We start from the raw sequence: 23340 nt of genomic DNA, 5'->3' as shown, positions 1-23340 counted from the left end.
ACAATGACCGAGGCCATTCTAAATGATATGACAACGCTGAATAATGAATTGGTAAATACCCAGCGAAAATTGGCAAAGCAGCACGCGGAAATAGTGGAGCTTAACAAGCGGTTAAACGAGGTAAATACCGAACTGGAGCAATTCACCTATGTAGTATCCCACGATCTGAAAGAGCCCTTGCGCATGATCACGGGTTTCATGGGGTTGCTTAAAAGTAAATACGGGGCCGAACTCGATGAAAAGGCGCTCTCCTATATTAGCTTTGCTATAGATGGTGGCAAAAGGATGCAAAAAATGATTAGCGATTTACTTGAGCTATCGCGAACAGGCCGCCAGAATGGGGTTAAAGAGTTGGTTAACCTTGATGATATATTAAAAGATGTACAGCAGAATATTTTTAAACTTATTGAAGAAACACACGCCCGTATCACTATAGAATCGTCATTGCCGGTTTTGGCTGTGTCCAGGGGCGATATAAACAGGCTTTTTCAAAATCTTCTCAGCAATGCCATCAAGTTCGGGCCAAAGGAAAACAAAACTGTCGGGATTTATGCACATGAAAAAGATGACTCATGGCAATTCGCTATCCGGGATAACGGGATTGGTATTGAGGAAGAGAATTTTGAAAAAATATTTGAAATTTTTACACGGCTTCATTCAAAGGACGCATATGAGGGCACCGGAATTGGCCTTGCTGTTTGTAAGAAAATTGTTGAGTCCCACGGTGGTAAAATTTGGGTAACATCACAGAAAGGGAAAGGAAGTACATTTCACTTTACATTATCAAAGAAACCGGTAAATAAAGTATAAAAACGGTCGCGGTTGGGAGCGTTTTTACTTAAGCCGGACGGACAAATGTGGCATGAGCGCATTGGGGCTCCCCTGGGAATATGCTTCGTTCCTTTTGTCTGAACCATGATTAATAGGATTACTGGATTACCATGATTAAAAACCTCAAAAGCAATCCCCAACCAGGATCATCAAGCCCGGCACTACCCCTGTTGAAGTATATCCTTATCCGTAATACGGCCCCGGAATTTGTACACCTCGGCAAAAAGCCTCACCCCCAACCCCCTCTCCCCAGGGGAGAGGGGAACTGCTCTGGAAGAACGGCTCAAGGTGATGTAGTATTAAGCGTTTATTCGTTGACGTAACCATCGCTGCTGGTGTTGCGGTAGCATTCTTTTGTCTGAACCATGATTAATAGGATTACTGGATTACCATGATTAAAAACCTCCAATCCTCGTAAATAATCCTGATAATCCTTTAATCAGGAAAATCGTGGTTCAGGCAGTTGCCGAAGGAAAACAATATCCTAATTAGGATCTTTAAGCCTGTCGCTACCAGTGTTAAAAAGCGTGTATGCTTCATGGTTATTCCTGCTCCGCAAGGACTTACGTCTTCGAAAAAGCCTCACCCCCGACCCCTCTCCCAAGGGAGAGGGGAACCGCTCCGGAAATGATGCTGGCTAAGGGTTGGCAACCCCCGAATTTATCCTTCCATCATATTTGTGCTATAAACAACAGATGCTTATATTTAGCTTATGAGCCGTAAATATAAATTTCATGACAACGATAAATCCGGTAGCCATCGGATATTTTATATCGTATGAACAGTAAATTGGATCGATGTTTTTCCTCATACTTACGACATCGGCGGGGGACGTATGAAACACCGGTATTTTGAATGCTGCTCATGATTTTAAAAGTAAAAAATGAAAAAATTACAAACCTGCTTAATGATCCTGGTGGCCTGCGTGTGCAGCATTCACCTACATGCGCAAACCGTTGATGAAATTATTAACAGGAATATAGAGGCAATGGGCGGAAAAGAAAAATTGCTTGCATTGAACAGCCTGTCCATGGAAGGAACCATCAGTATTGCCGGACAGAAAATTCCTGTTAAAATAATACAGTTGAACGACAAGGGTGCAAAGGTTACTATAACCATGAACGGCATGGATAATTATACGATTCAAACAAAAGATTCCGGGTGGAATTATTTTCCACTACAGGGACAAACAAAACCGGAAATGGTGCCATCTGCCGTGATTCAGGAAACATCTGACGGGATGGATATCCAGGGCTCCTTTATAAACTACGCGGAAAAAGGACATACTGTTGAATTACTCGGCAAAGAAGATGTGGATGGGACGGAATGTTTTAAAATCAGGATGGTGACAAAATCAGGTCTGGAAAAAATATTATTTATCGATCCCGGCAATTATTATATAATCAAGACAGTTGAAAAAACCAGGGCCAGTGGACAGGAACAGGATCAGACCCAGACCTTTAGCAATTTTAAGAAGATGGACAATGGTTATGTTTTCCCGTTTTCCCGGACCGGTTTTGGCCCTGGCGAATTGGAGATCACGAAAATAGAAGTAAACATACCGGTCGACGAATCGGTTTTTACACCATCCAATTAATAAAAATTTGCCTGCGCAAATTATGGCACGCTAGCAAGAAGCGGATGCTCATATCATCTGCCAATAATCCCGTTTCGTAAGAAAAGAACCGGGGCTGTTGGTAAAACTAACGGATACGGTTATACTAAGGACAGAAACGGGTGTTGCCCCGCACTGCTGTTATAAATGTGCCTGTTGAATGCAAGGGCATTACAAACTCCAGACCAGCAACTAACGGCTAAGAATAGCCTGAGTATATAACGGGAAGCCGAACCCGGAATGATTCCTTATTATATGGATAAATTGTAATCATGAAATGCCTGGCGTAAACATCACCGGAAGAGTGCACCTGCCATTTACAATGTTACAGGTTTCAGTTACCGGGAAAATAATACCCTACAAATTTGGTAGACTAATATAAATGCCTTTATATTTGCACCTGAAATCGTTTATGAAAACATTAAAACTCTTACAAGGTCTTTGCTCAACCATCTGCCGAATGCGATGTTGGCACAATTTACCTGGTGCTTTCTGCAACCCATAGCAGGAAGACTTCTTATCCCATTTTTTTTATGTTCCTGGCCTGCAATGGCAGACTAAACACCACCGGTATGTTCACGCGGTGATAAAAACATAATGCTTTTTATTAAATATCTATAAATAAATACAGACTAAAAATTAAACGCAATCACATGAAGAAGATTATAATTTTACTTCCGGGATTTTTATTTTCCCTGCTAACATTTGCTCAACTACGTGGACATATAGTTAATGAAAACAACGACGGTGTACCTTACGCCAGCATCCTGATAAAAAATACCGGCACAGGAACCAACACTGATTCTTTGGGTTATTTTTCTCTCACCGGGGATCAAAAATTTCCGCTGGTGTTAATTATATCTTCAGCAGGGTATAAGCCTGAGGAACAGATTATAAGGACTGGCAATACCAATACTATATTGATTAAGTTGCAGGCGCTGTTTCGGAGGGATACCATTATTATTACAGCACGACGCCGCAAAGAGGTACTCCAGGATGTACCTATCCCTATTTCTGTAGTAGGAGGCAAACAAATAGATGAAGCGGGTGATTTCAATGTAAACCGTGTGAAAGAACTGGTTCCGTCGGTTCAGTTGTATTCCTCTAACCCCCGCAATACGGGACTCAATATCCGCGGCCTCGGATCACCGTTCGGGCTTACCAATGACGGCCTCGATCCGGGTGTGGGCTTTTACGTCGATGGTGTATATTATGCCCGTCCCGCAGCGGCCACACTTGATTTCATAGACATAGAACGTATTGAAGTTTTGCGCGGCCCGCAGGGAACTTTATTCGGTAAAAATACCACATCCGGTGCTTTCAATATCACTTCACGTAAGCCGTCATTTACCCCGGGCGCAAACTTTGAAGTAAGTTATGGCAACTATGGCTATGTCCAGGCTAAAAGCTCAATAACAGGTCCTTTAAGCAAGACATTGGCGGGCCGCTTTTCTTTCTCAGGAACACAACGGGATGGCGTAATCGAAAATGTAAACTCCGGGAAATATTTGAACGATATTAATAATTTAGGCTTTCATGGCCAGTTGTTATTCAAAGCTTCAGGTAACACATCAATTACGCTGTCAGGAGATGCTTCCCGCCAGCGCCCCGATGGCTATGCGCAGGTAATTGCGGGAGTAGTAAAAACAAATCGCCCGGCTTATCGCCAATTCAGTGCCATCATTGCCGATCTCGATTATACATTGCCGAGCTCAAATCCATTCGACCGGCTGATAGATCAGGATACTCCCTGGAAGTCGGATAATGACCTGGGAGGAGCATCGGTAAATATTGATACAAAGGCGGGGCCCGGCACACTTACATCTACCACATCATGGCGCTACTGGAATTGGAATTCTTCAAACGACAGGGATTTCACCGGCCTGCAGGCTTTAAAAAAATCACAAAATCCCTCCAAACACCACCAATGGTCACAGGAGGTGCGGTATGCAGGTGATCTTTCTTCTCACCTGGGTGGTGTGGCCGGCCTGTTTTTGCTAGGTCAGGAGGTTACTACAAATGGGAACGAAGAGTCTGGCAAAGATCAATGGCGTTTCGTACAAAGTTCAACCAGTGATCTATGGAAAACACCTGGCCTGTTTGACGGCTATGGTGCGCTCACTAACTCCACCATTAAATCTCTCAGCGCAGCAGCCTTTGTTAATATTGACTGGAAGATCAGTGATGTACTTCATGTATTGCCGGGCATCCGGTTTAATTACGACAAAAAAGCTGTAACCTACAACCGGTCTACCTATGGGGGCTTGCAAACCGCCGATTCTGCATTAATAAAATTACAGCAGGGCGTGTATAGTAACCAGTCGTTCGCCACAAGTGCTGATGAGAACAACGTCACGTACCAGGTTACCGCAGCGTATAAACCCAATGATCATATTAATGTATTTGCAGCTTATTCCACCAGTTATAAACCTATAGGAGTTAATGTGGGCGGTTTGCCGGTTATTAACGGACAACCGGCACTTGACCTGGCAGTTATAAAGCCGGAAAAGGTAAAAGACTATGAAATTGGTATTAAGACCACACTGTCTGCAAGCTTTACGTTAAACCTCACATTATACAATACAGATATCACGGATTACCAGGCCAATGTGCAATCACCCCAGTTGGGCGTGAATCGTGGCTATCTTGCCAATGCGGAGAAGGTGAACGTAAAAGGTGTTGAACTTGATGCCGGTATTACGGCGGGCAGGCACTTTTCGTTCTACGGTGCCGGCACTTACACGGATGGAAAATATGTAAAGTTCACCAATGCGCCGCTCCCGCTTGAAGAAACAGGCTTAACAAAAGATGGCGTTCAGGTAGCTTTTAAAGATATTTCAGGAGGCCGCCTTCCCGGCATTTCCAAATGGGCGGGATCACTTGGAGGAGAATTCACTACTCCGGCAGCATTTTTAGGTAAAGCCGGGAAATTTTTCCTGGCATTAGATGGCTACTATCGGTCGTCTTTCTCTTCAAGCCCATCACCTTCAGCATTTCTTAACGTTGACGGGTACACGCTGCTGAACGGACGGCTTGGCTTTAGGGCGGCTAACGGCTTATCCTTGTTTGTTTGGGGCCGAAACCTCTTTAACAAAAATTATTTTGAGCAACTATTACCGGCAGGAGGTAATGCAGGGCAATATGCGGGAGTGCCTGGCGATCCAAGGACATACGGTGTAACGTTGCGTTATTCTTTGTAAGGACAAGAGCTCACGAATCGACCTGCCGCTTGTGATACCTGGGATGTTTCAAGCAAATGGCTTTACCCGGCCGCTGGTACAACGTTCAAATAATCTAACGGTTACGGGTATGTTAAGTGAGGTGGTGGATAAAAACATTTGTGCTACCTCGTTTTTTTTGCTGCGTAATGAGGAGATATCCGCGGCCCGGGGGCGACGTTATTGCGAGGCGCAAGATGGATGTTGAAGAGAAGTACAAAGCTTGTTACAAGCTTGCACCGGGTTTGCCGAAGGATGGCGCTCCCCTTATTAGGATCCTGAAGCTCATCGCTACCAGTGTTAAAAATCGTATATGCCAACACGTTATTCATGCTTAGCAATAATAGTTTGCCCGCGGAATATGCCTGGCTCCTTTTGTCTGAACCATGATTAATAGGATTAGAGGATTACCATGATTAAAAACCACCAACCATCGTAAATAATCCTGTAAATCCTTTAATCAGGAAAGTCAGGGTTCAGACAATTGCCGAAGGAAAACAATATCCTAATTAGGATCTTTAAGCCGGTCGCTACCAGTGTTAAAAATCGTATATGCCAACACGTTATTCATGCTTAGCAATAATAGTTTGCCCGCGGAATATGCCTGGCTCCTTTTGTCTGAACCATGATTAAAAGGATTAGAAGATTACCATGATTAAAAACCACCAACCATCGTAAATAATCCTGTAAATCCTTTAATCAGGAAAATCAGGGTTCAGACAATTGCCGAAGGAAAACAATATCCTAATTAGGATCTTTAAGCCGGTCGCTACCAGTGTTAATAAGCGTATATGCTTCATCGCTATTCCTGCTCCGCAAGGACTTGCGTTTTCGAAAAAGCCTCACCCCCAACCCCCTCTCCCAGGGGAGAGGGGAACTGCCCCGGAAGACCCGGCCCCGGATGTAATTGTAAGCGTTTATGCGTTGACGTAACTATCGCTGCGGGTGTTGCCTTAGCATTCTTTTGTCTGAACCATGATTAATAGGATTGCAGGATTACCATGATTAAAAACCTCCAACCTTCGTAAATAATCCTGATAATCCTTTAACCAGGAAAATCAGGGTTCAGACAAATGGACCCATGATTAAAGGGATTAGAAGATTACCATGATTAAAAACCTCAAACCATCGTAAATAATCCTGTAAATTCTTTAATCAGGAAAATCAGGGTTCAGACAATTGCCGAAGGAAAACAATATCCCAATTAGGATATTTAAGCCGGTCGCTACCAGTGTTAATAAGCGTATATGCTTCATCGTTATTCCTGCTCCGCAAGGACTTGCGTTTTCGAAAAAGCCTCACCCCCAACCCCCTCTCCCAGGGGAGAAGGGAACTGCTCATGAAGACCCGGCCCAGAGTGACGTCATTGTACGTTTATTCGTTGACGTAACCATCGCTATTGGTGTTGCCTTAGCATTCTTTTGTCGGAACCATGATTAAAAGGATTAAAGGATTACCATGATTAAAGGTCGGGGCGTCATAAATAATCCTTTAATACTTTAACCAGGAAAATCAGGGTTCAGACAAATGGACCCATGATTAAAGGGATTAGAAGATTACCATGATTAAAAACCTCAAACCATCGTAAATAATCCTGTTAGGATTCAATCCATTTTATAAAACACTTTACCAGCTTATGTTTCAGGAATTCAATAATTTGTAGTTCACTAAGTTTCGAATTCCCAATGCCATTTAATAAAAATATTTATGGGTTATATAGAGAAACTCATTCCTATCTGATATTCTTTTTGGCAGGAATTAAGAAGGTTGACTGTTATTAATAAACAAGCAATAAGTTTGATTACAAGCTTCATAAAAACTTGATTCTAAAATTCCAGTTTCCATACCTGGTTGGATAAGACACCATTTATATCTCCTCCCGCCACATAAATTGTATTGTTAACAGAAATAATTGCAGCCCTGGTAATGCTCTGTGGCAATACTCCAATTGACCATGTATTAGTAGCGATGTCGTATACATCGAATTTGTTTTTTTCTGCTCCATCCCCGGTAAAGAACACAATCTTGTTATCTTTCAAAACTGCAGAAAAGAAGGCATTAGGTTGAAACAAACAGTTGAACGTAGATGAACCCGAATTCATATCCCTGATTTCTACCACCTCATCAGTCTCATTGGTTGTATTATATCCACCCGCCCAGTAATTTTTATTACCTACCGCAATACTTGCCATATAGCCCCTGACTATGCTTAAATCAGAAGTTGACCAGGTGTTTTTTGAAGCATCATAAACATTAATCTTTGAAGTGGAACGACCAAAGAAAGGGTCATATCCCCCGGCAAAATATATTTTATTACCTATTACAGTAGCAGCGATCCCTAAAGTGGTCCCCGCTGGTCTGCCAGTTAAATAAGATTGGGACCAGCTATTGTTTAAAACGTCATAAATGTCAACAGTGCCAGGATATGAATTGGCTATCCCATTTCCTGAATTGAATCCACCTGCAAATAAAACTTTATTTCCAGCCACAGCTCCAGACATTTCGCCTCTGGCATAACTAAGCTCTGCCGTTGTCCATGTATCCGAAATGGCATCATAAATATCCACATGGGAAGAACCATGGGAAACACCGTCTTCAGCTAGATCATAATTTCCTGCAAAAAATATCTTATTACCCAGAACCGCTGTTGTTAATCCCTCCCGTGCCTGGCTCAACTCAGCCGTTGTCCAGGAATTAGTAGTAATATCAAAAATGTCCACTCTGGATGAAGGAGTGCCTGGTATATATCCCCCTGCAAATAATATTTTATTACCTGCTGAAGCAACTGCAACGTCAGTTCTTGTCTGAGAAAGAGTGCTGATTGGTATCAGTTGTGCATTAATCAGTGGCCTGATGATACCATTACAATCAACTATACCAGCTGCCGGATTAACGGATACCCGGATCGTATCTTTCGAAAACAAACCGCCGGCATCGGTTACTTTCAATTCAAACTGGTAAACACCTGCCACAAGATTTGATACTTGTGTTTGTACTGCATTTGCATTTACAATATTAAATGATGAAGGCCCTGAAATTTTTGTCCAGGCATAACTGACAATATTATTATCAGGGTCGACAGATGCTCTGCCATCGAGGATCACAGAATCAACGGGCAAAATAATTGTTGTGTCTTTTCCTGCCTGGGCGACGGGTGGTTTGTTGCTATCACAGTCTGGGCACAAAAATCTTTTTTGGCAGGAAAGATGAACTAATATTCCCAGCATTGAAATAAAAGTTGCAATTCTTAATACCCGTTTCATATCAATAAGGTTTAACAGTTAAAAAGTATCATAAAGCACTCCTTCAAACTCCAATTTTTTGTTTAATAGTTAATGAATAAATGAAGAGCATCTCTAATAATTTTTTGTTCCAGGTATTTTATAGGGTCGCTATTGGTGCAGTTTGGTTTGAAAATCTTGTTTTCCGTTTTTCATTTTAGGGATGGTTTTATTTTGCCTTAAAACTCCAGCTTCCATACCTGGTTTGATAAAACACCATTTACATATTTCTTTCTTTTGATTAGGGATTTATCGTATTGTTTTTAAGGTTTTAGGTTACAGCGAGTCTTTTAGAGCGACTCGGCTACGACCAACAGATAAAGAACAATTAATGAATAGTGATAAGCGCCTAATAAATTTATTATTACTTTTCAAAGTTCTGCTTAACACCTTTTTTCATAAAGTATTAATGCCTGATAGTTGGGTCTGTTGGCTCTAAGTCTGCTGTTTGATCAGTTTTATTAACCGGCTGTTGTTGGCGTCCCTCCGCCAACAGCATCGGAATGGTAACGCTTTTTGCAGCGGCTTATCTCTCGCCCTGTTTTTTTATAGCTTTTACAATTTTCATTTCATAGTCATCAACGGCGACTGTTATAAAGGAGGTTGGGTCTTCCATCTGCACCATATAAACTAACTGGTTGTCCTCCTCAAGCTGGATTACCTGGTTTATAATGAAGTCATAATAAATACTCTTTACGAGGTGCCTCACATACCCCGGTAATTTATACTCACCGTAATAGCTTAGGGTATGAACCCATATACCCTTTTTATTATAAGCCGCCATCTTCTTCATGTTCTCACATGTAAAATATACCAGAAATCCCACGGGTGTTTTGTACCATTTTACACGAAGCGGGTTTTCGAAAAAAAGAGTAAAATGCCGGATAGCGTTAATATTGATTTCGTTCAGACGGCTTTCCGGAATATTTTCTGCTGGCTTGAAATAGCCTGGAAAATCTCCTGCATCAATAGCTATTGTATTCATTTTTTGAGCCTGGCTAATTAAAGTCGCGGCTAAAAGGATTCCGGTAAGCAACACGTTGTTTATCTTTTTCATTGTTTGTATTTTTGATGATCCTGCGGAACGTTACACTCTACATGATTAGAGGAAAACTCTAATTAGCTTTCCCAAAATTTTCTATTTCGTCCATATCGCCACCTTCTATCCTTGCTGCTATATAGTTAGTTTCATTCGCAAGTTTTACAATCCAGATTTTCCGGCTATCCTGAAATATACCGACAGCGCTGGTTATAGTGTAATTCCTATAAGTATCCTTATCTGGCGCAGGTCTCCTGACTTGTGTCATTTCATTACTTTCCTTTCCTAATTATGATACTATAACTATTGGATTTGTAAGAATTGTAATAAAAGAAGCAGCGAATTGGCTCTTCTTTTAGTTTAATTAAACCCGCATTAATTATATGTTACTAATAGTTTCCTTTAAAATGAAGTGCACTTACATGCATGCCAACGAGATCTCCCTGGTTTAAGCCGACGAAATTAGAAGTACGAACATGTATTCCACCATAAAGGCGCGAAAGCGCAATTTCATTTGCACAATCAGAAAATGTTGTAAATATCCGCGGAGTAAATCCGAGACTGTTAATACTATAATCTGTGAAAGTAGTATTGTTACCAAAAATATCTGCAAGCACTCTTGCACTGGCACCGGCCTGCACTGAATGTGCGGAGGTATAGTCGGGGAATGGTGGTGTTGTTATCGTTGAAACCCATGTTGGATTAAAGTTGGCTCTTATAAAAGTTATCGGCCTTTCCTGGTTGTACTGGTATTTGGTTTTATAACATGATACTATAGCATCCGCAATAGCAATACCCACTTTGCAATAGGCTTCAGCCGCAACCGAAAGACTCGAATTTTTATCCGCAAGAACAGCACTTAAAATGGAAATTGACACACCTGGCCCAGGCAAAGCAGCCCAATACTTCGCAATAATTATATGCTCAGGATCCTGGTTGATAGATTCATTATATACCTCTAATTCATCCTGGTAGAATTTTGATGAAGTTTCGATAGAATATGCGGGGGGTGGCGCCGGTTGCGTACCCGCAGCATTGTTCTTTATAAAAGTTCTGTTATTGCCCCAATTAGGAAGTTGAGCGAATTGACCTGGCAGAGGAACCCATAACCCTGGTCCGGCGGGTGGTGTATAAGTGTTCGGAAATGGGTTGAGATAAGCCTTGTCACCTCCATCCGATGTTGACCATGCATATATTGCATTAGAGATAGATTGACCAAAATTAACAGAGCGATCAAAAATATAATTTGGAATTCGTGATTTAAACAGAGAGTCCAATGATTTTTCCAACGAATCAATAGTAAAATTTTGTGATGCGGATGCATTGCCAAACATGTGATGAACCATGTTAGCCAAAGCAGCGTTGGCACAGGCAGGGTAAAAATAGGTCTCTCCGCAAACAACCTGTGGCAGTGCAGGCATATCATTTAGCTGGCTTTGAATAGATTTATCTGCGGGAATGCCCGGCACAACTGATTCATATAAAGCAAGCCCGATATAACCAAATGCCCGTGAATTAATTGGCCCGGGGCTTTGATTAGGTGTAGTGCGGGAAAGCTTAATAGCAAGGTCATACCACTTTGCAGGTACATCTACTCCAAGTTTCTTAAGTTGAGCGTTTTGCAGGTCGGCATTATTTTCTGCCGAAGAATTGCAGGAAGAACCCGGATGGTCGTTTTTTTTGCATCCCGTAAAAAGAATGAACGAAACGCTGATAATAAAGAGCGTTGACGTAAGTTTCATTTTTTTCATAAATATTTTTTTTAATTGTTAATGAAAGAATATTTTGAGTGGATAAATTATTTAGCATACCAAAACTAACTTCTGCAGGTTGCCTTTTTTTTTAATATCGTCTTATAACCTACGACCCATGATACTCGTCGCTGCCATCAGTATCATCACCATCTGTCGGCGACTAACTGCATTGTGACAGTAATATTTTACGTTAGTCGATTAAATAATTGGAATGGCCAATTCGCTGCTGAGATACTGTACCTTTAACAAACAATTTTCTCTTATGAGTTCTCATGATCTCATATTCTCCAATCGCCCGGCTTACCGCATTTCACGGCATGTTATGTTTTGGGTGTTTTGGCTTGTATTTGGTTATAGCATTACCTGGTTGCCCAACAATTCAAAAGAGTTTATGCCCTTTTTTTCTAACTGGAATTACCATGAACTACTGCAAAGAATATATAAACAACAAGGAGGGTGGCTTAACAGCTTTTATAATCCTTTTCGAAATTATTGGTGGAAGTATTTCCTGGGCCATATAGTTTTTACTTATACCATCTTATACCTTGTATTACCTGGTTATTTTTCCGGAAAAATGAATAAAATATTTCTAACTATAATAACATTGTTATTGTTAGCTATATATATTACCTGGCACTATATTACTACGTCTATAAATTTTGCAGATATGGTTGAGCAAGGATTTCCTGAAAAGAAACAGGGCATCATAGTGTTTAGGCCGATTATGCCGGATCACTGGTATATTCTCGCCACAATAGCAAAAAGTACGCTTTTTGAATTGCCGATAGTTGCAGGTTTAGCTATAACTATCAAATTACTGAAACGCTGGTGGCTGCAGCAAAAGGAAGCAGAAGAATTAGCCAGGGGAAAAGCAAGAGCCGAACTGCAATTGCTGAAAGCGCAGATCCATCCCCATTTTCTTTTCAATACCCTCAATAATATTTATTTTTTTACCCTATCTGCTTCTAAGCAGGCCCCCGAAATGATAAAGAAACTTTCAGACATGCTCCGTTATATGCTGAATGAATGTGACCGCCCTGCCGTTCCTTTAGAGAAGGAATTAAAACTAATACAGGATTATATGGCGCTGGAAAAAATAAGATATGGGGAACAAATGAATATGACCATTGAACTAAAGGGTAATTATCACAATAAGATGGTTACACCGCTGCTGCTGATCCCGTTTATTGAAAATAGTTTTAAACATGGAGCCAGTAAAATGCTCACCCATCCTTATGTAAAACTCAGCATCAGCATTGAAGATAACCACCTGCTTTTTTTATTAACCAATAATAAACCGGATATGGCTACACCAGTATCAAGGAACGGAAGTATTGGTTTGAAAAATGTGCGCAAACGCCTCCAACTGCTTTATCCCGGTACTCATGAATTGAATATTGTGAACGAACCGGAAAGCTTTATCGTTTTCCTGAAAATACAATTACAGGAAGCGAAACCAATAACAACAACAGAAGAAGAGATTCAAGTTCAAAAGTATGAGCTGGTATGAATTTATTTTTCCCAATCAGCCCAGGCATCGCCGGCTGCGCCATGCAATCTTCTGGGTGCTGTGGTGGTGGTATTTTTTTGCCAGCACCTATTTGCTCCGTTCACCTTATAACGATTCAGGATTATGGAAAACATCGCCATGGAACTGGAGCAGCGATGGTTTTATTATTTCACTGTGGATGGTGTCACTGCACATCGCAGCATGTTATATTGTTACCGGGTTTTTATTGCCGCGGTGGTTGGTAAAAGCAAATTATTTTAAATTTCTCATAGGAGTAATCCTCGTGGGTATTGTCATGGCTCCGGTAAGTCATTTCATTTACGATAAAGTTTTCCCGTCGGGTGAGAACGATTTTATCCCCTTTTTAGAAACGAAAAACAATGTATGGTGGGCAAGTATTGCCGCAGGACCTTTGAATGGTATAAAAATAATAGCTGCAGCCGTAACGATTAAATTGCTGAAGCGGTGGTGGCTGAAACAAAAAGAAAGCCAGCAATTGGAAAAGGAAAAAATCAATGCAGAACTGCAACTGCTGAAAGCACAAATACACCCCGGCTTTCTTTTCAGTACACTAAATAACGTTTATGTGTATGCGTTGGCAGGATCGCCACGGGCCTCTGAAATGCTGTTAAAGCTTTCCGACCTGTTAAGCTACATGTTGTATGAATGTGATCAGCCCCTGGTTCCATTAGAAAAAGAAATTGAAATGATGAAAGAATATATGGCGCTGGAAAAAATAAGAATGGCTGATAACCTGGAAATGGAAATACTGGTAAAAGGCGATATAGGCAATAGATTTATTACCCCTTTTTTACTGCTGCCCTTTATTGAAAACAGTTTCAAACACTGCAGTGCAATGACGGAAAAATGCTGGATAAGTCTTGAAATAAAAGTAGAAGAAAATGCTTATCTTATAAAAATTATTAATGGCATACCCCTTGAAATAATCCCTCAGATGGATCTTTATGGAAATGGCCTGGTCAATGTGCAAAAGCGTTTAAGTTTATTGTACCCCAACCGGCACGAATTAAAAATGAACGCAGAAGAAGAAGTATTTCTGGTTAATTTAAAGATTGAAATGGATAACCCTGGCCCGCCCGTTGGTGAGGAAAACAATGCAACGAACTATGCTAAACCAGGAAAAGAACAAACCGGTAGCTATGCCTAACAATAAAAAAATAAAATGCCTTGTTATTGATGACGAGCCACCCGCAAGAGAAATGCTGAAACAGCATATTGCCGGAGTAGAATCGTTGGAACTGGCAGGAGTTTGCAATAATGCAATTGAAGCGATTAACTTTCTAAAGGAGCACCCGGTGGATCTTTTATTTCTTGATATACAAATGCCGCAATTGCTGGGTACCAATTTTATACGGACACTCAAATCACCGCCTAAAGTGATTTTCACCACTGCTTACCGTAAATACGCTGTTGAAGGATTTGAACTGGATGCAGTAGATTATATTTTAAAACCTATTTCTTTAGAACGGTTTCTGAAAGCCGTCAATAAAGTTCTGCAAACAAATCTTTCTGCTACACAGGCAGCAAATGAAATAAAAGAGAATCATACGGAACCAGGCCACTTCCTTTACTTTCGGGTTGATCGTAAAATGGTAAAAATATTACTAAATGATATTTTATTTATTGAGGGGCTGAAGGATTATGTGAAGATTTTTACTGCCGATAAAACAATTGTAACCAAACACGTACTTTCTACCCTGGAAGGAATGCTGCCCTCGGATGAGTTCCTGCGTATTCACCGCTCATTTATTGTAGCCATTAATAAAATTGACAGTTATAATGCCGACAGTATAGAGATTACAAAGCATGAATTACCTATTGGAAGATTGTTCAAGCATAATGTAAACCGGGTGCTGAATGCCTCTTCGGCGACGTGATGGTGTCTGACGTCTTGAAGAGCGTCTGGCACCTGTTGCGGAAGGGCTTATTGCAATGAACTTTTATGAAAAAAAGTTGGTCACAAATAGTAAACTTAAGCACTGTTTTTACTTTGCTCTCGTTCTTTGTGGCTGCGCAGAACGGAATCGTTAAAGGAACAGTAAAGGGCAGTGAGAATGTCTTACAGGCAGCAACTGTTTCGTTGGGTAATAAAACCATACTTACCGATAGTAGCGGTAAATTTTATTTTTCGATTCAACCAGGAAATTATAAACTTATCATTACCTATACAGGTTACAAGAAAATTGTGCAACGGGTAAACGTATTTGCTGCCAATACACAAATATTTGCTTTTAGTATGACTCCAAATGACCAGTTAGGTGAAGTAGTGGTATTGGGTTCCCGTTCATTAGTTCAGCGAAGTAATCTTAACACTCCTGTAGCCGTAGATGTATTTTCAGCAAGCAAATTAGTGCAGACGGGCCAGCAGGGCCTAATACAAATGCTCAACTACCTGGTTCCATCTTTCAATGCAAACCCCCAGGTATTGATTGAGCCGGTAACGCTCCGGGGTCTTGATCCCGATCATGTATTGATTTTAGTAAATGGAATCCGCTACCACAATACGGCACGGCTGAATAACGGAACACCGAATACCAATTTAGGTCGCGGCTCAGTTGTCAACGACCTGAATTCTATTCCTTTTTCCGCGATTGAAAAAGTTGAAATACTGCGTGACGGCGCGTCTGCGCAATATGGTTCAGATGCGATTGCCGGAGTGATAAATATCCGGTTGAAAGAATCAACCGGTAAAACTTCTATCCGGTTACATACAGGTCAATTTTATGCAGGTGATGGATTGAAATTCTCATTCGGATTCAATCAGGGTATTCTCATTGGCAAAAGCCGGCCGGCAGGCAGGCAGGGATTTCTGAATTATTCAGCTGATTTCCGCCACCAGGGCGCTACTTCCCGTGGAGGTGTATATAAAGGAACTGTTTATAAAGATTATCCTTCCGGTTCCACGGGTGCAGATTCTGCAAGGATCAAAACGGAGGACGACTCAATAATCCTGGCAAGGGGCATTAACAGGAAAGTGTTTTCAAGTTTTGATGGTATCAGTCAACTTAATAGTTCGGGAGTTTTACTAAACGGTGGTTACCCAATAAGTAACTGTGCTCAATTGTTCTGGACCAGCACTGTTAATTACCGGCAAAGTAGTCTTACCGGATCGTACCGTTTTCCCAAAGATTCGGGGCAGGTGAATGCCGTATTGTATCCTGACGGATTTAAGCCGCTACCAAAAACCACTAATTGGGATGTTACAGTAATAGCAGGAATCAAAGGTGATACAAAAAACAGTTGGCATTGGGAAATAAGCAGCTCATTTGGAGATAATTCCAGCAGCAGTTATGTATCTAATACTAATAATGCCTCGCAATATGGATTGGGTAAAAATGCGCCTACTGCATTTTACCTGGGTAAACTGATATATAAGCAATACATCAATAATGTCAGCTTTACAAAGGATTTAGCCAAAAAGGAGGGAAGTATAAAATCGTGTAACCTCGGTATTGGCGCTGAATGGAGATTTGAAAATTACCAGCAAAAAGAAGGAGATGAAGCATCCTGGAAAAACTACGATACGACCGGCAGAACGCAGGGTGGCTCACAGCCCTCTATAGGTTCTGGTAGCCCGGAAAATGTAGTAGACAAAAATCGTACGGTATCGGGAGCCTATATTGACCTCGAAGTGGAAACCAACAAACATTTTCTTTTTGACCTGGCTGGCCGTTACGAATACTATAGCGACTTTGGCGGTAACATTGCCGGTAAATTAGCGGTTCGTTACAAGATCTCGGAACAATTCTCTTTACGTGGTGCTGTTGGTAATGGCTTTCGTGCTCCCAGCATGCAGCAACGTTTTTTTGCAGAAACCCAATCATTTCGGGGAACTGCACTAACAGGAGGCATTTTTAGCAATAATAGCAACGTCACAAAGGCTTTTGGAATTCCTTCCCTGCAAGCAGAAAGATCGGTGAACCTGGATGGGGGATTTACATCAAAACTTTCACGCAATATCAGTCTTACTGTGGATGCTTACTGGATACAGATCACAAACCGGGTCGTATTAAGTGGTGTGTTCAGAAAGAGAAATCCTGATGTTGCAGCCATCCTGGCGAATTATCCCAATATTGACCTGGTGCAGTTTTATGTCAATGCTATCAATACAAGAACCCATGGAATAGATGCAGTGTTAAACGGCAACTGGAACATTCATAAAGCCACCTTGGGAATAATGCTGGCAGCCAATTTCAACCGCAACGCTATTTTCGGACGGATCAAAACTACTGGTAAAATTTTTGACACATCCCGTTATACAAATACATTATTCGGAATAGAGGAAAAAACAACCCTTGAAAAAGATCAGCCGCGTGAAAAAATAATTTTGTCTGCAACAGTTAACAAAGGCAAATTCGGATTCATATTTCGCAACAACCTTTTTGGAAAAACCGCCAATACCCAGATAGATACTGACACAAACGATACACTGTATGAATTTTTTTCTTCCAAAATTCTTACTGACATCAGCATCAGCTACACTCCAAAATCATGGTTAACGATTACCGTCGGCGCCAACAATATTTTTGATGTATATCCGGACCGCTTGAAGAATTATGGGAATACCAATGAAGGAATCTCAATATACAGCAACGGAGCTTCGCCGTTTGGTTACAACGGCGGATATTATTTTGTGAGCATGGCGTTTAACTTTTAAGACCTCCTGCTTCAAAATACGGCCCCGGAATTTGTTCACCTCCGAAAAAAGCCTCACCCCCAACCCCCTCTTCCAGGGGAGAGGGGAACGACTCCGGAAGACCCGGCCCGGGGTGACGTCATTGTACGTTTATGCGTTGACGTAACCATCGCTGCTGGTGTTGCCTTAGCATTCTTTTGTCTGAACCATGATTAAAAGGATTACAGGATTACCATGATTAAAGGCCGGGCATCGTAAATAATCCTTCAATTCTTTAACCGGGAAAAACAGGGTTCAGACAAATGGACCCATGATTAAAGGGATTAGAAGATTACCATGATTAAAAACCTCAAAAGCAATCCCCAACCAGGATCATAAAGCCCGGCACTAACCCTGTTGAAGTGCGTATACCCTTATCCGTAATACGGCCCCGGAATTTGTACACCTCCGAAAAAAGCCTCACCCCCAACCCCCTCTCCCAGAGGAGAGGGGAACTGCTTCGGAAGACCCGGCCCGGGGTGACGTCATTGTACGTTTATTTTGTCTGAACCATGATTAATAGGATTACAGGATTACCATGATTAAAAACCTCAAATCATCGTAAATAATCCTGATGATCCTTTAATCAGGAAAATCAGGGTTCAGACAAAAGGATTAGAAGATTACCATGATTAAAGACCTCAAACCATCGTAAATAATCCAGACAAATATTCTGAACCATGATTAAAAGGATTAGAAGATTACCATGATTAAAAACCTCAAAAGCAATCCCCAATCAGGATCATAAAGCCCTGCACGACCAGTGTTAAAAAGCGTGTACCCGTGCCCGTAATACTGCTTCGGAATTTGTACATTTCCGAAAAAAGCCTCACCCCCAACCCCCTCTCCCAAGGGAGAGGGGAACTGCTCCGGAAGACCCGGCCCGGGGTGACGTCATTGTACGTTTATTTTGTCTGAACCATGATTAATAGGATTACAGGATTACCATGATTAAAAACCTCAAATCATCGTAAATAATCCTGATAATCCTTTAATCAGGAAAATCAGGGTTCAGACAAAAGGATTAGAAGATTACCATGATTAAAGACCTCAAACCATCGTAAATAATCCAGACAAATATTCTGAACCATGATTAAAGGATTAAAAGATTACCATGATTAAAGACCTCACACCATCGTAGATAATCCTGTACATCCTTTAATCAGGTGAATCAGGGTTCAGACAATTACCACCTCACTTCCCCTCCTTAGGATTATTCAGGCTGTTTAGAATCTCGCTTACCTGGCGGTTGTAATAATTTATTGAATCGTCGTATTGCTCGGTGTTTTCGCGGGTACGCTTATAGAGCAGTTCATAGGTGGCTATCCGGTAATTGCAATAGTTAGCAAGTACCCCGGCCTGGTCTTTGAGCCTTGCAGGAATATGCAATTGGCTTATGTCGTGTATTATCTTAATATCCTCCTGCCAGTTAGCAATGCCGTTTTTGGTAAGCGCCGCAAGACTGTCTTCTTTTGTTGCGTCGTAGCGCAGCTTAAAAAAAGCCAGCGCCTGGTGCTCATGCTCCGAAAAGCTTTTCATTTTTGCTTCGTAGGTAACAATGTCGTTAGGGATCTTTTTATAGATGGCAACCGAAGCGGTAAGGCATACCACCACCACCAATGCCAATATTCCATAATTGAGCTTAGCGGCCGCCGGCTTACGCAGGGCAACATAAAAGAGGTAGCCAATGCAGATGCCGCTGAGTAATCCGCCAATGTGGGCCGCATCATCGATGTTGCCCTTGGTGCCGTAAGCCAGGTTGTATACCACAAAAATGCCGATGCTCGTGAGCAAAGGCTTTCTCCTGCTTTTCTCAATAAAGTTAGTGGTAAGCATCGCCAGGAAAACCCCGTACATGCCGAATATGGCGCCGGAGGCGCCGGCGCTTACGGTTATGTCGTGCCACCACAGGCTGCAGAGGCTCGCCAGGATGCCCGTTAACCCATAGGCCACGGCAAACTTTAATTTACCGAGCAGCGGCTCCAGCAACATGCCGATGAACATAAAGGCATACATATTAAACAGCAGGTGCAGCAGGCCCACATGCACAAAAGTGTTGGTGATTAAGCGCCACCACTGGCCGCCTAACGTAAGCGGCGTATAGTTGGCGCCCCATGCTATAAGGCTGGTGGTGCCCGGAGCCATGATGCTCACTCCCGACACGACCATCAATATATAAACAGCGATGTTGATATTAATAATAACCGGGGTAATAAAATATCCCTCCCGCGGTGTAAAAATGGATAGTACGCCGCCAAATTTACCACCCGGCGGTGGATTTATTAATACATCTTCCTGCGGCGGCGGCAGGGTGGGCGATAGCTCCCGGTAGCGTGCATCCAGCATGGCGGGGGTAGTGATGGCCTTTACGCTGTTCATCGAATCTATAAATGCCAGCAGGGTCTTTTTGTTTCTTCCCATATCATACATTTCGCTGCCGGTAGACTCGCTGGTAAGCGTGGCAAGCCCTTCTTCTATAACGATGGTTACTTTAAAGCTAAAGCGAAATAATGTTTTGCCGGTATAGGCCACGATGCCTGCATTGCTTTTATAGACGATGTTCCATTGCATTCGCTCAGCCGTTTCCACGCAGAGCGCCAGGAACTGTTGGGGCGTTAAGCCATCCAGTGAAATCAGTTCCACATCTTTAGGAGTAAAACCAAATGCCATAAGTGTTGGATTGTTTTGGTAATTGAAATGGTTAAAGCAGTAGCTTCTGTTTACGGGTTTAAATATAGATATTTTCAATTAAAATGTATAATGCAGCGATAGTTTTTAAAATGACATTACCATTAAACTGCTTAGTATTTTTTATAGTTTAATTTAATATATTTGAAACTCTAATTGCAGAACTAACGGTAGAGTTTAAAACGCCACCCCCTAATTTAAACTGAAGAATTTTAATAATGACATTAGAAAGTACACAAGGATTCAAGTCAATGAATTGTTTAAAATCATAGTGTCGTATATTTATTCAAACTATGCTGGATAAAAAGACTTTATCTGAGAGAGACATTTGCACAAAATACATTACGCCTTCTTTAATAGATTCCGGGTGGGATATTGACAAGCAAATTTTAGAAGAAGTTTCTTTTACTGATGGTAAAATCTTTGTACGTGGTAAACTAACTGCGAGGGGTAAACGTAAAAGAGCCGATTACATTTTATACTATAATTCAAATCCTGTTGCTATCATCGAGGCAAAGGATAATAATCATTCAGTAAACGCAGGTATCCAGCAGGCTCTTGATTACGCACAAATCTTAGATATACCCTGTGTATTTAGCAGTAATGGCGATGGCTTTATTTTTCATGATAGAACTGCAACGGATAGTTCGATAGAAACAGAAATGTCGTTGGAACAGTTTCCTTCTCCTGGTGAATTATGGAATAAGTTTAAAGTCTTTAAGAATATTACCTCGCCGGAAGAGGAAAGAATTATTTCACAGGAATATTTTTCTGATGGTTCAGGACGCAAGCCAAGGTATTACCAGGAAATTGCAATTAACCGAACAATAGAAGCAATTGCAAAAGGCCAAAACAGGATATTACTGGTAATGGCAACAGGTACCGGAAAAACGTATACTGCTTTCCAGATTGTTTATCGTTTGTGGAAAGCAAAGGTTAAAAAACGCATTCTTTATTTAGCTGACCGTAACGTACTGATCTCCCAAACAAAGAATAATGATTTCAGGTATTTCGGAGATAAGATGACGTGGGTAAAACACAGGCAGATTGATAAAAGCTTCGAAATATATTTAGCGCTTTACCAGGGCTTATCAGGTAATGATGAAGAAGCCAATATTTACAAACAATTTTCTTCCGACTTTTTTGATTTGGTAGTTATTGATGAGTGTCATCGCGGAAGTGCGTCGGAAGATAGTGCATGGCGGGAGATATTAGCTTATTTTAAAAATGCCACTCACATTGGCATGACAGCGACGCCAAAAGAAACCAATGAAATTTCAAACATCGAATATTTTGGTGATCCTATTTATACTTATTCTTTAAAGCAAGGTATTGATGATGGTTTTCTTGCGCCCTATCGTGTGGTAAGAGTAGGATTAAATGTTGATCTTGAAGGCTGGCGGCCTGAGAAAGGGAAGCTTGATAAAGTGGGAAATGAAATAGAGGACAGAATTTATAACCGAAAAGATTTTGACAGGAACATTATAATTGATGAAAGAACAGATACAGTTGCCAGTAAGATTACTGAATTTTTATTGGGTGCTGGTCGTTTCTCTAAAACAATTGTTTTTTGTGTAGATATTGATCATGCAGAACGGATGCGCATGGCTTTATCTAAATTAAATGCTGACTTGGTTAAAGAGAATTATAAATATGTAATGCAGATAACCGGTGACAATACAGAAGGGAAAAATGAACTCGATAACTTCATTAACCCGGAAGAAAAATATCCCGTAATTGCCACTACTTCCAAACTCATGTCAACAGGGGTGGATGCGCAAACCTGTAAAGTAATTGTGCTGGACAGCAACATCCAAAGCATGACCGAGTTTAAGCAAATTATTGGAAGAGGTACACGCATACGTGAAGATTTCGGTAAGCTGTATTTTACCATACTTGATTTCAGAAACGTAACAGACCTCTTTGCTGATCCTGATTTTGATGGACCGCCAATACGGGTAAAAGAGGCGACCGAAGACACAGATCTCTCAACAATCGAAGAGGAAGAAGAAAATTTTACAGATCCTATAATTGATAATGTGAGTGGAGAAGAAGTAATATTAAAAAAACCAACTGTAAGGTATCCTGAAAATGAGAGAACTTCGTTTGTGCATGAACGTAAGCCTAAGGTTTATGTAAATGGCGTTGATGTTTCTGTATTGGTTTCAAGAGAAATGTACTTTGATAATAATGGTAAACCTATTACAGTTTCGCTTAAAGATCATACGAAAGAAATAATTAAGAATCACTTCGCTACATTGAATGATTTTTTAAACAAATGGAACGATGGAGAAAAGAAAGCGGCAATAATAAAGGAGTTGCAGGAACAGGGCATAATGGTAGATGCATTAACAGACGCTGTGGATAAAGAAGCTGACCTCTTTGACATTATCTGTCATGTTACTTACGACCAGCCCCCACTTACACGGAAGGAAAGAGCCAACAATGTAAAGAAGCGAAATTATTTTACAAAGTATGGTGAACAGGCAAGGAAAGTATTAAATGCATTATTGGATAAATATGCTGATGAAGGAATAGCAACAATTGAAAACTCAGAAGTATTATCTATTGATCCTTTGAGCACCTTTGGAACACCGCCGGAAATAATTAGAATGTTTGGAAGTAAGGAAAAGTATGTTGAAGCAATTGGGGAATTGGAGAAAGAATTGTACGCGTAATGTGAGAACTAAGATTTGTATGATTTAAAG

13 protein-coding genes are annotated in these 23340 nt (G+C 41.1%); 8 read left to right on the top strand and 5 right to left on the bottom strand.

Features of this window, described 5'->3' with window-relative positions; all coding sequences use genetic code 11:
• Positions 1 to 3 precede the first annotated feature (3 nt).
• From FW778_RS02080 to FW778_RS02070, 3 genes are all read left to right on the top strand, one after another.
• A complete protein-coding gene (locus FW778_RS02080) occupies positions 4 to 810 on the top strand; it encodes a sensor histidine kinase (protein WP_150412940.1) in 807 nt (268 codons plus the stop codon).
• A gap of 904 nt (positions 811 to 1714) precedes the next feature.
• A complete protein-coding gene (locus tag FW778_RS02075; RefSeq protein ID WP_150412939.1) occupies positions 1715 to 2428 on the top strand; it encodes an outer membrane lipoprotein-sorting protein in 714 nt (237 codons plus the stop codon).
• Between the two features lie 671 nt (positions 2429 to 3099).
• On the top strand, positions 3100 to 5646 hold the full coding sequence (locus tag FW778_RS02070) for a TonB-dependent receptor (RefSeq protein WP_150412938.1): 2547 nt from the start codon (positions 3100 to 3102) through the stop codon (positions 5644 to 5646).
• Between the two features lie 1844 nt (positions 5647 to 7490).
• Here FW778_RS02070 and FW778_RS02065 read toward each other — a convergent pair.
• From FW778_RS02065 to FW778_RS02050, 4 genes are all read right to left on the bottom strand, one after another.
• Complete coding sequence (locus FW778_RS02065; RefSeq protein ID WP_150412937.1) at positions 7491 to 8927, bottom strand: Kelch repeat-containing protein; 1437 nt, start codon at positions 8925 to 8927, stop codon at positions 7491 to 7493.
• A 544-nt stretch (positions 8928 to 9471) separates the two neighbouring features.
• Positions 9472 to 10002 carry a hypothetical protein gene (locus FW778_RS02060; RefSeq protein ID WP_150412936.1) on the bottom strand — a complete coding sequence of 177 codons (531 nt, stop codon included), beginning with the start codon at positions 10000 to 10002 and terminating at the stop codon, positions 9472 to 9474.
• Between the two features lie 58 nt (positions 10003 to 10060).
• Entirely contained in the window at positions 10061 to 10252 is a 192-nt protein-coding gene (locus FW778_RS02055) for a hypothetical protein (RefSeq protein WP_150412935.1), read from the bottom strand.
• A 121-nt stretch (positions 10253 to 10373) separates the two neighbouring features.
• The gene (locus FW778_RS02050; protein ID WP_150412934.1) at positions 10374 to 11735 is read right to left on the bottom strand and encodes a vanadium-dependent haloperoxidase; all 1362 of its coding nucleotides are present in this window, start codon (positions 11733 to 11735) and stop codon (positions 10374 to 10376) included.
• Between the two features lie 265 nt (positions 11736 to 12000).
• On the opposite strand from FW778_RS02050, the gene FW778_RS02045 reads away from it, so the two are divergent.
• The 4 genes from FW778_RS02045 to FW778_RS02030 all read left to right on the top strand — a co-directional run bounded on the left by FW778_RS02045 (position 12001) and on the right by FW778_RS02030 (position 17926).
• On the top strand, positions 12001 to 13248 hold the full coding sequence (locus tag FW778_RS02045) for a sensor histidine kinase (RefSeq protein ID WP_202552036.1): 1248 nt from the start codon (positions 12001 to 12003) through the stop codon (positions 13246 to 13248).
• Positions 13235 to 14416, top strand: a complete 1182-nt coding sequence (locus FW778_RS02040; protein ID WP_150412932.1) for a sensor histidine kinase — start codon at positions 13235 to 13237, stop codon at positions 14414 to 14416. Before FW778_RS02045 ends, FW778_RS02040 begins: the two co-directional genes overlap by 14 nt.
• Positions 14409 to 15146 (top strand): LytR/AlgR family response regulator transcription factor, encoded by a 738-nt coding sequence (locus FW778_RS02035; protein ID WP_150414369.1) that lies wholly within the window; start codon positions 14409 to 14411, stop codon positions 15144 to 15146. Before FW778_RS02040 ends, FW778_RS02035 begins: the two co-directional genes overlap by 8 nt.
• Before the next feature lie 65 nt (positions 15147 to 15211).
• Entirely contained in the window at positions 15212 to 17926 is a 2715-nt protein-coding gene (locus tag FW778_RS02030; protein WP_150412931.1) for a TonB-dependent receptor, read from the top strand.
• Positions 17927 to 19138: 1212 nt separating this feature from the next.
• Here FW778_RS02030 and FW778_RS02025 read toward each other — a convergent pair.
• Positions 19139 to 20614, bottom strand: coding sequence for a rhomboid family intramembrane serine protease (locus FW778_RS02025; protein WP_202552035.1), 1476 nt, complete (start codon positions 20612 to 20614; stop codon positions 19139 to 19141).
• 311 nt (positions 20615 to 20925) lie between these two features.
• Here FW778_RS02025 and hsdR point away from each other — a divergent pair, with 311 nt between their 5' ends.
• A complete protein-coding gene (gene hsdR / locus FW778_RS02020; RefSeq protein WP_150412929.1) occupies positions 20926 to 23310 on the top strand; it encodes an EcoAI/FtnUII family type I restriction enzme subunit R in 2385 nt (794 codons plus the stop codon).
• Positions 23311 to 23340: the final 30 nt, after the last annotated feature.

Origin of the sequence: Ginsengibacter hankyongi (assembly GCF_008710285.1) — a bacterium.
Classification (GTDB): domain Bacteria; phylum Bacteroidota; class Bacteroidia; order Chitinophagales; family Chitinophagaceae; genus Ginsengibacter; species Ginsengibacter hankyongi.
The sequence above is the reverse complement of the archived record's forward strand: the minus strand, read 5'-3'. Positions and strand labels throughout refer to the sequence as shown.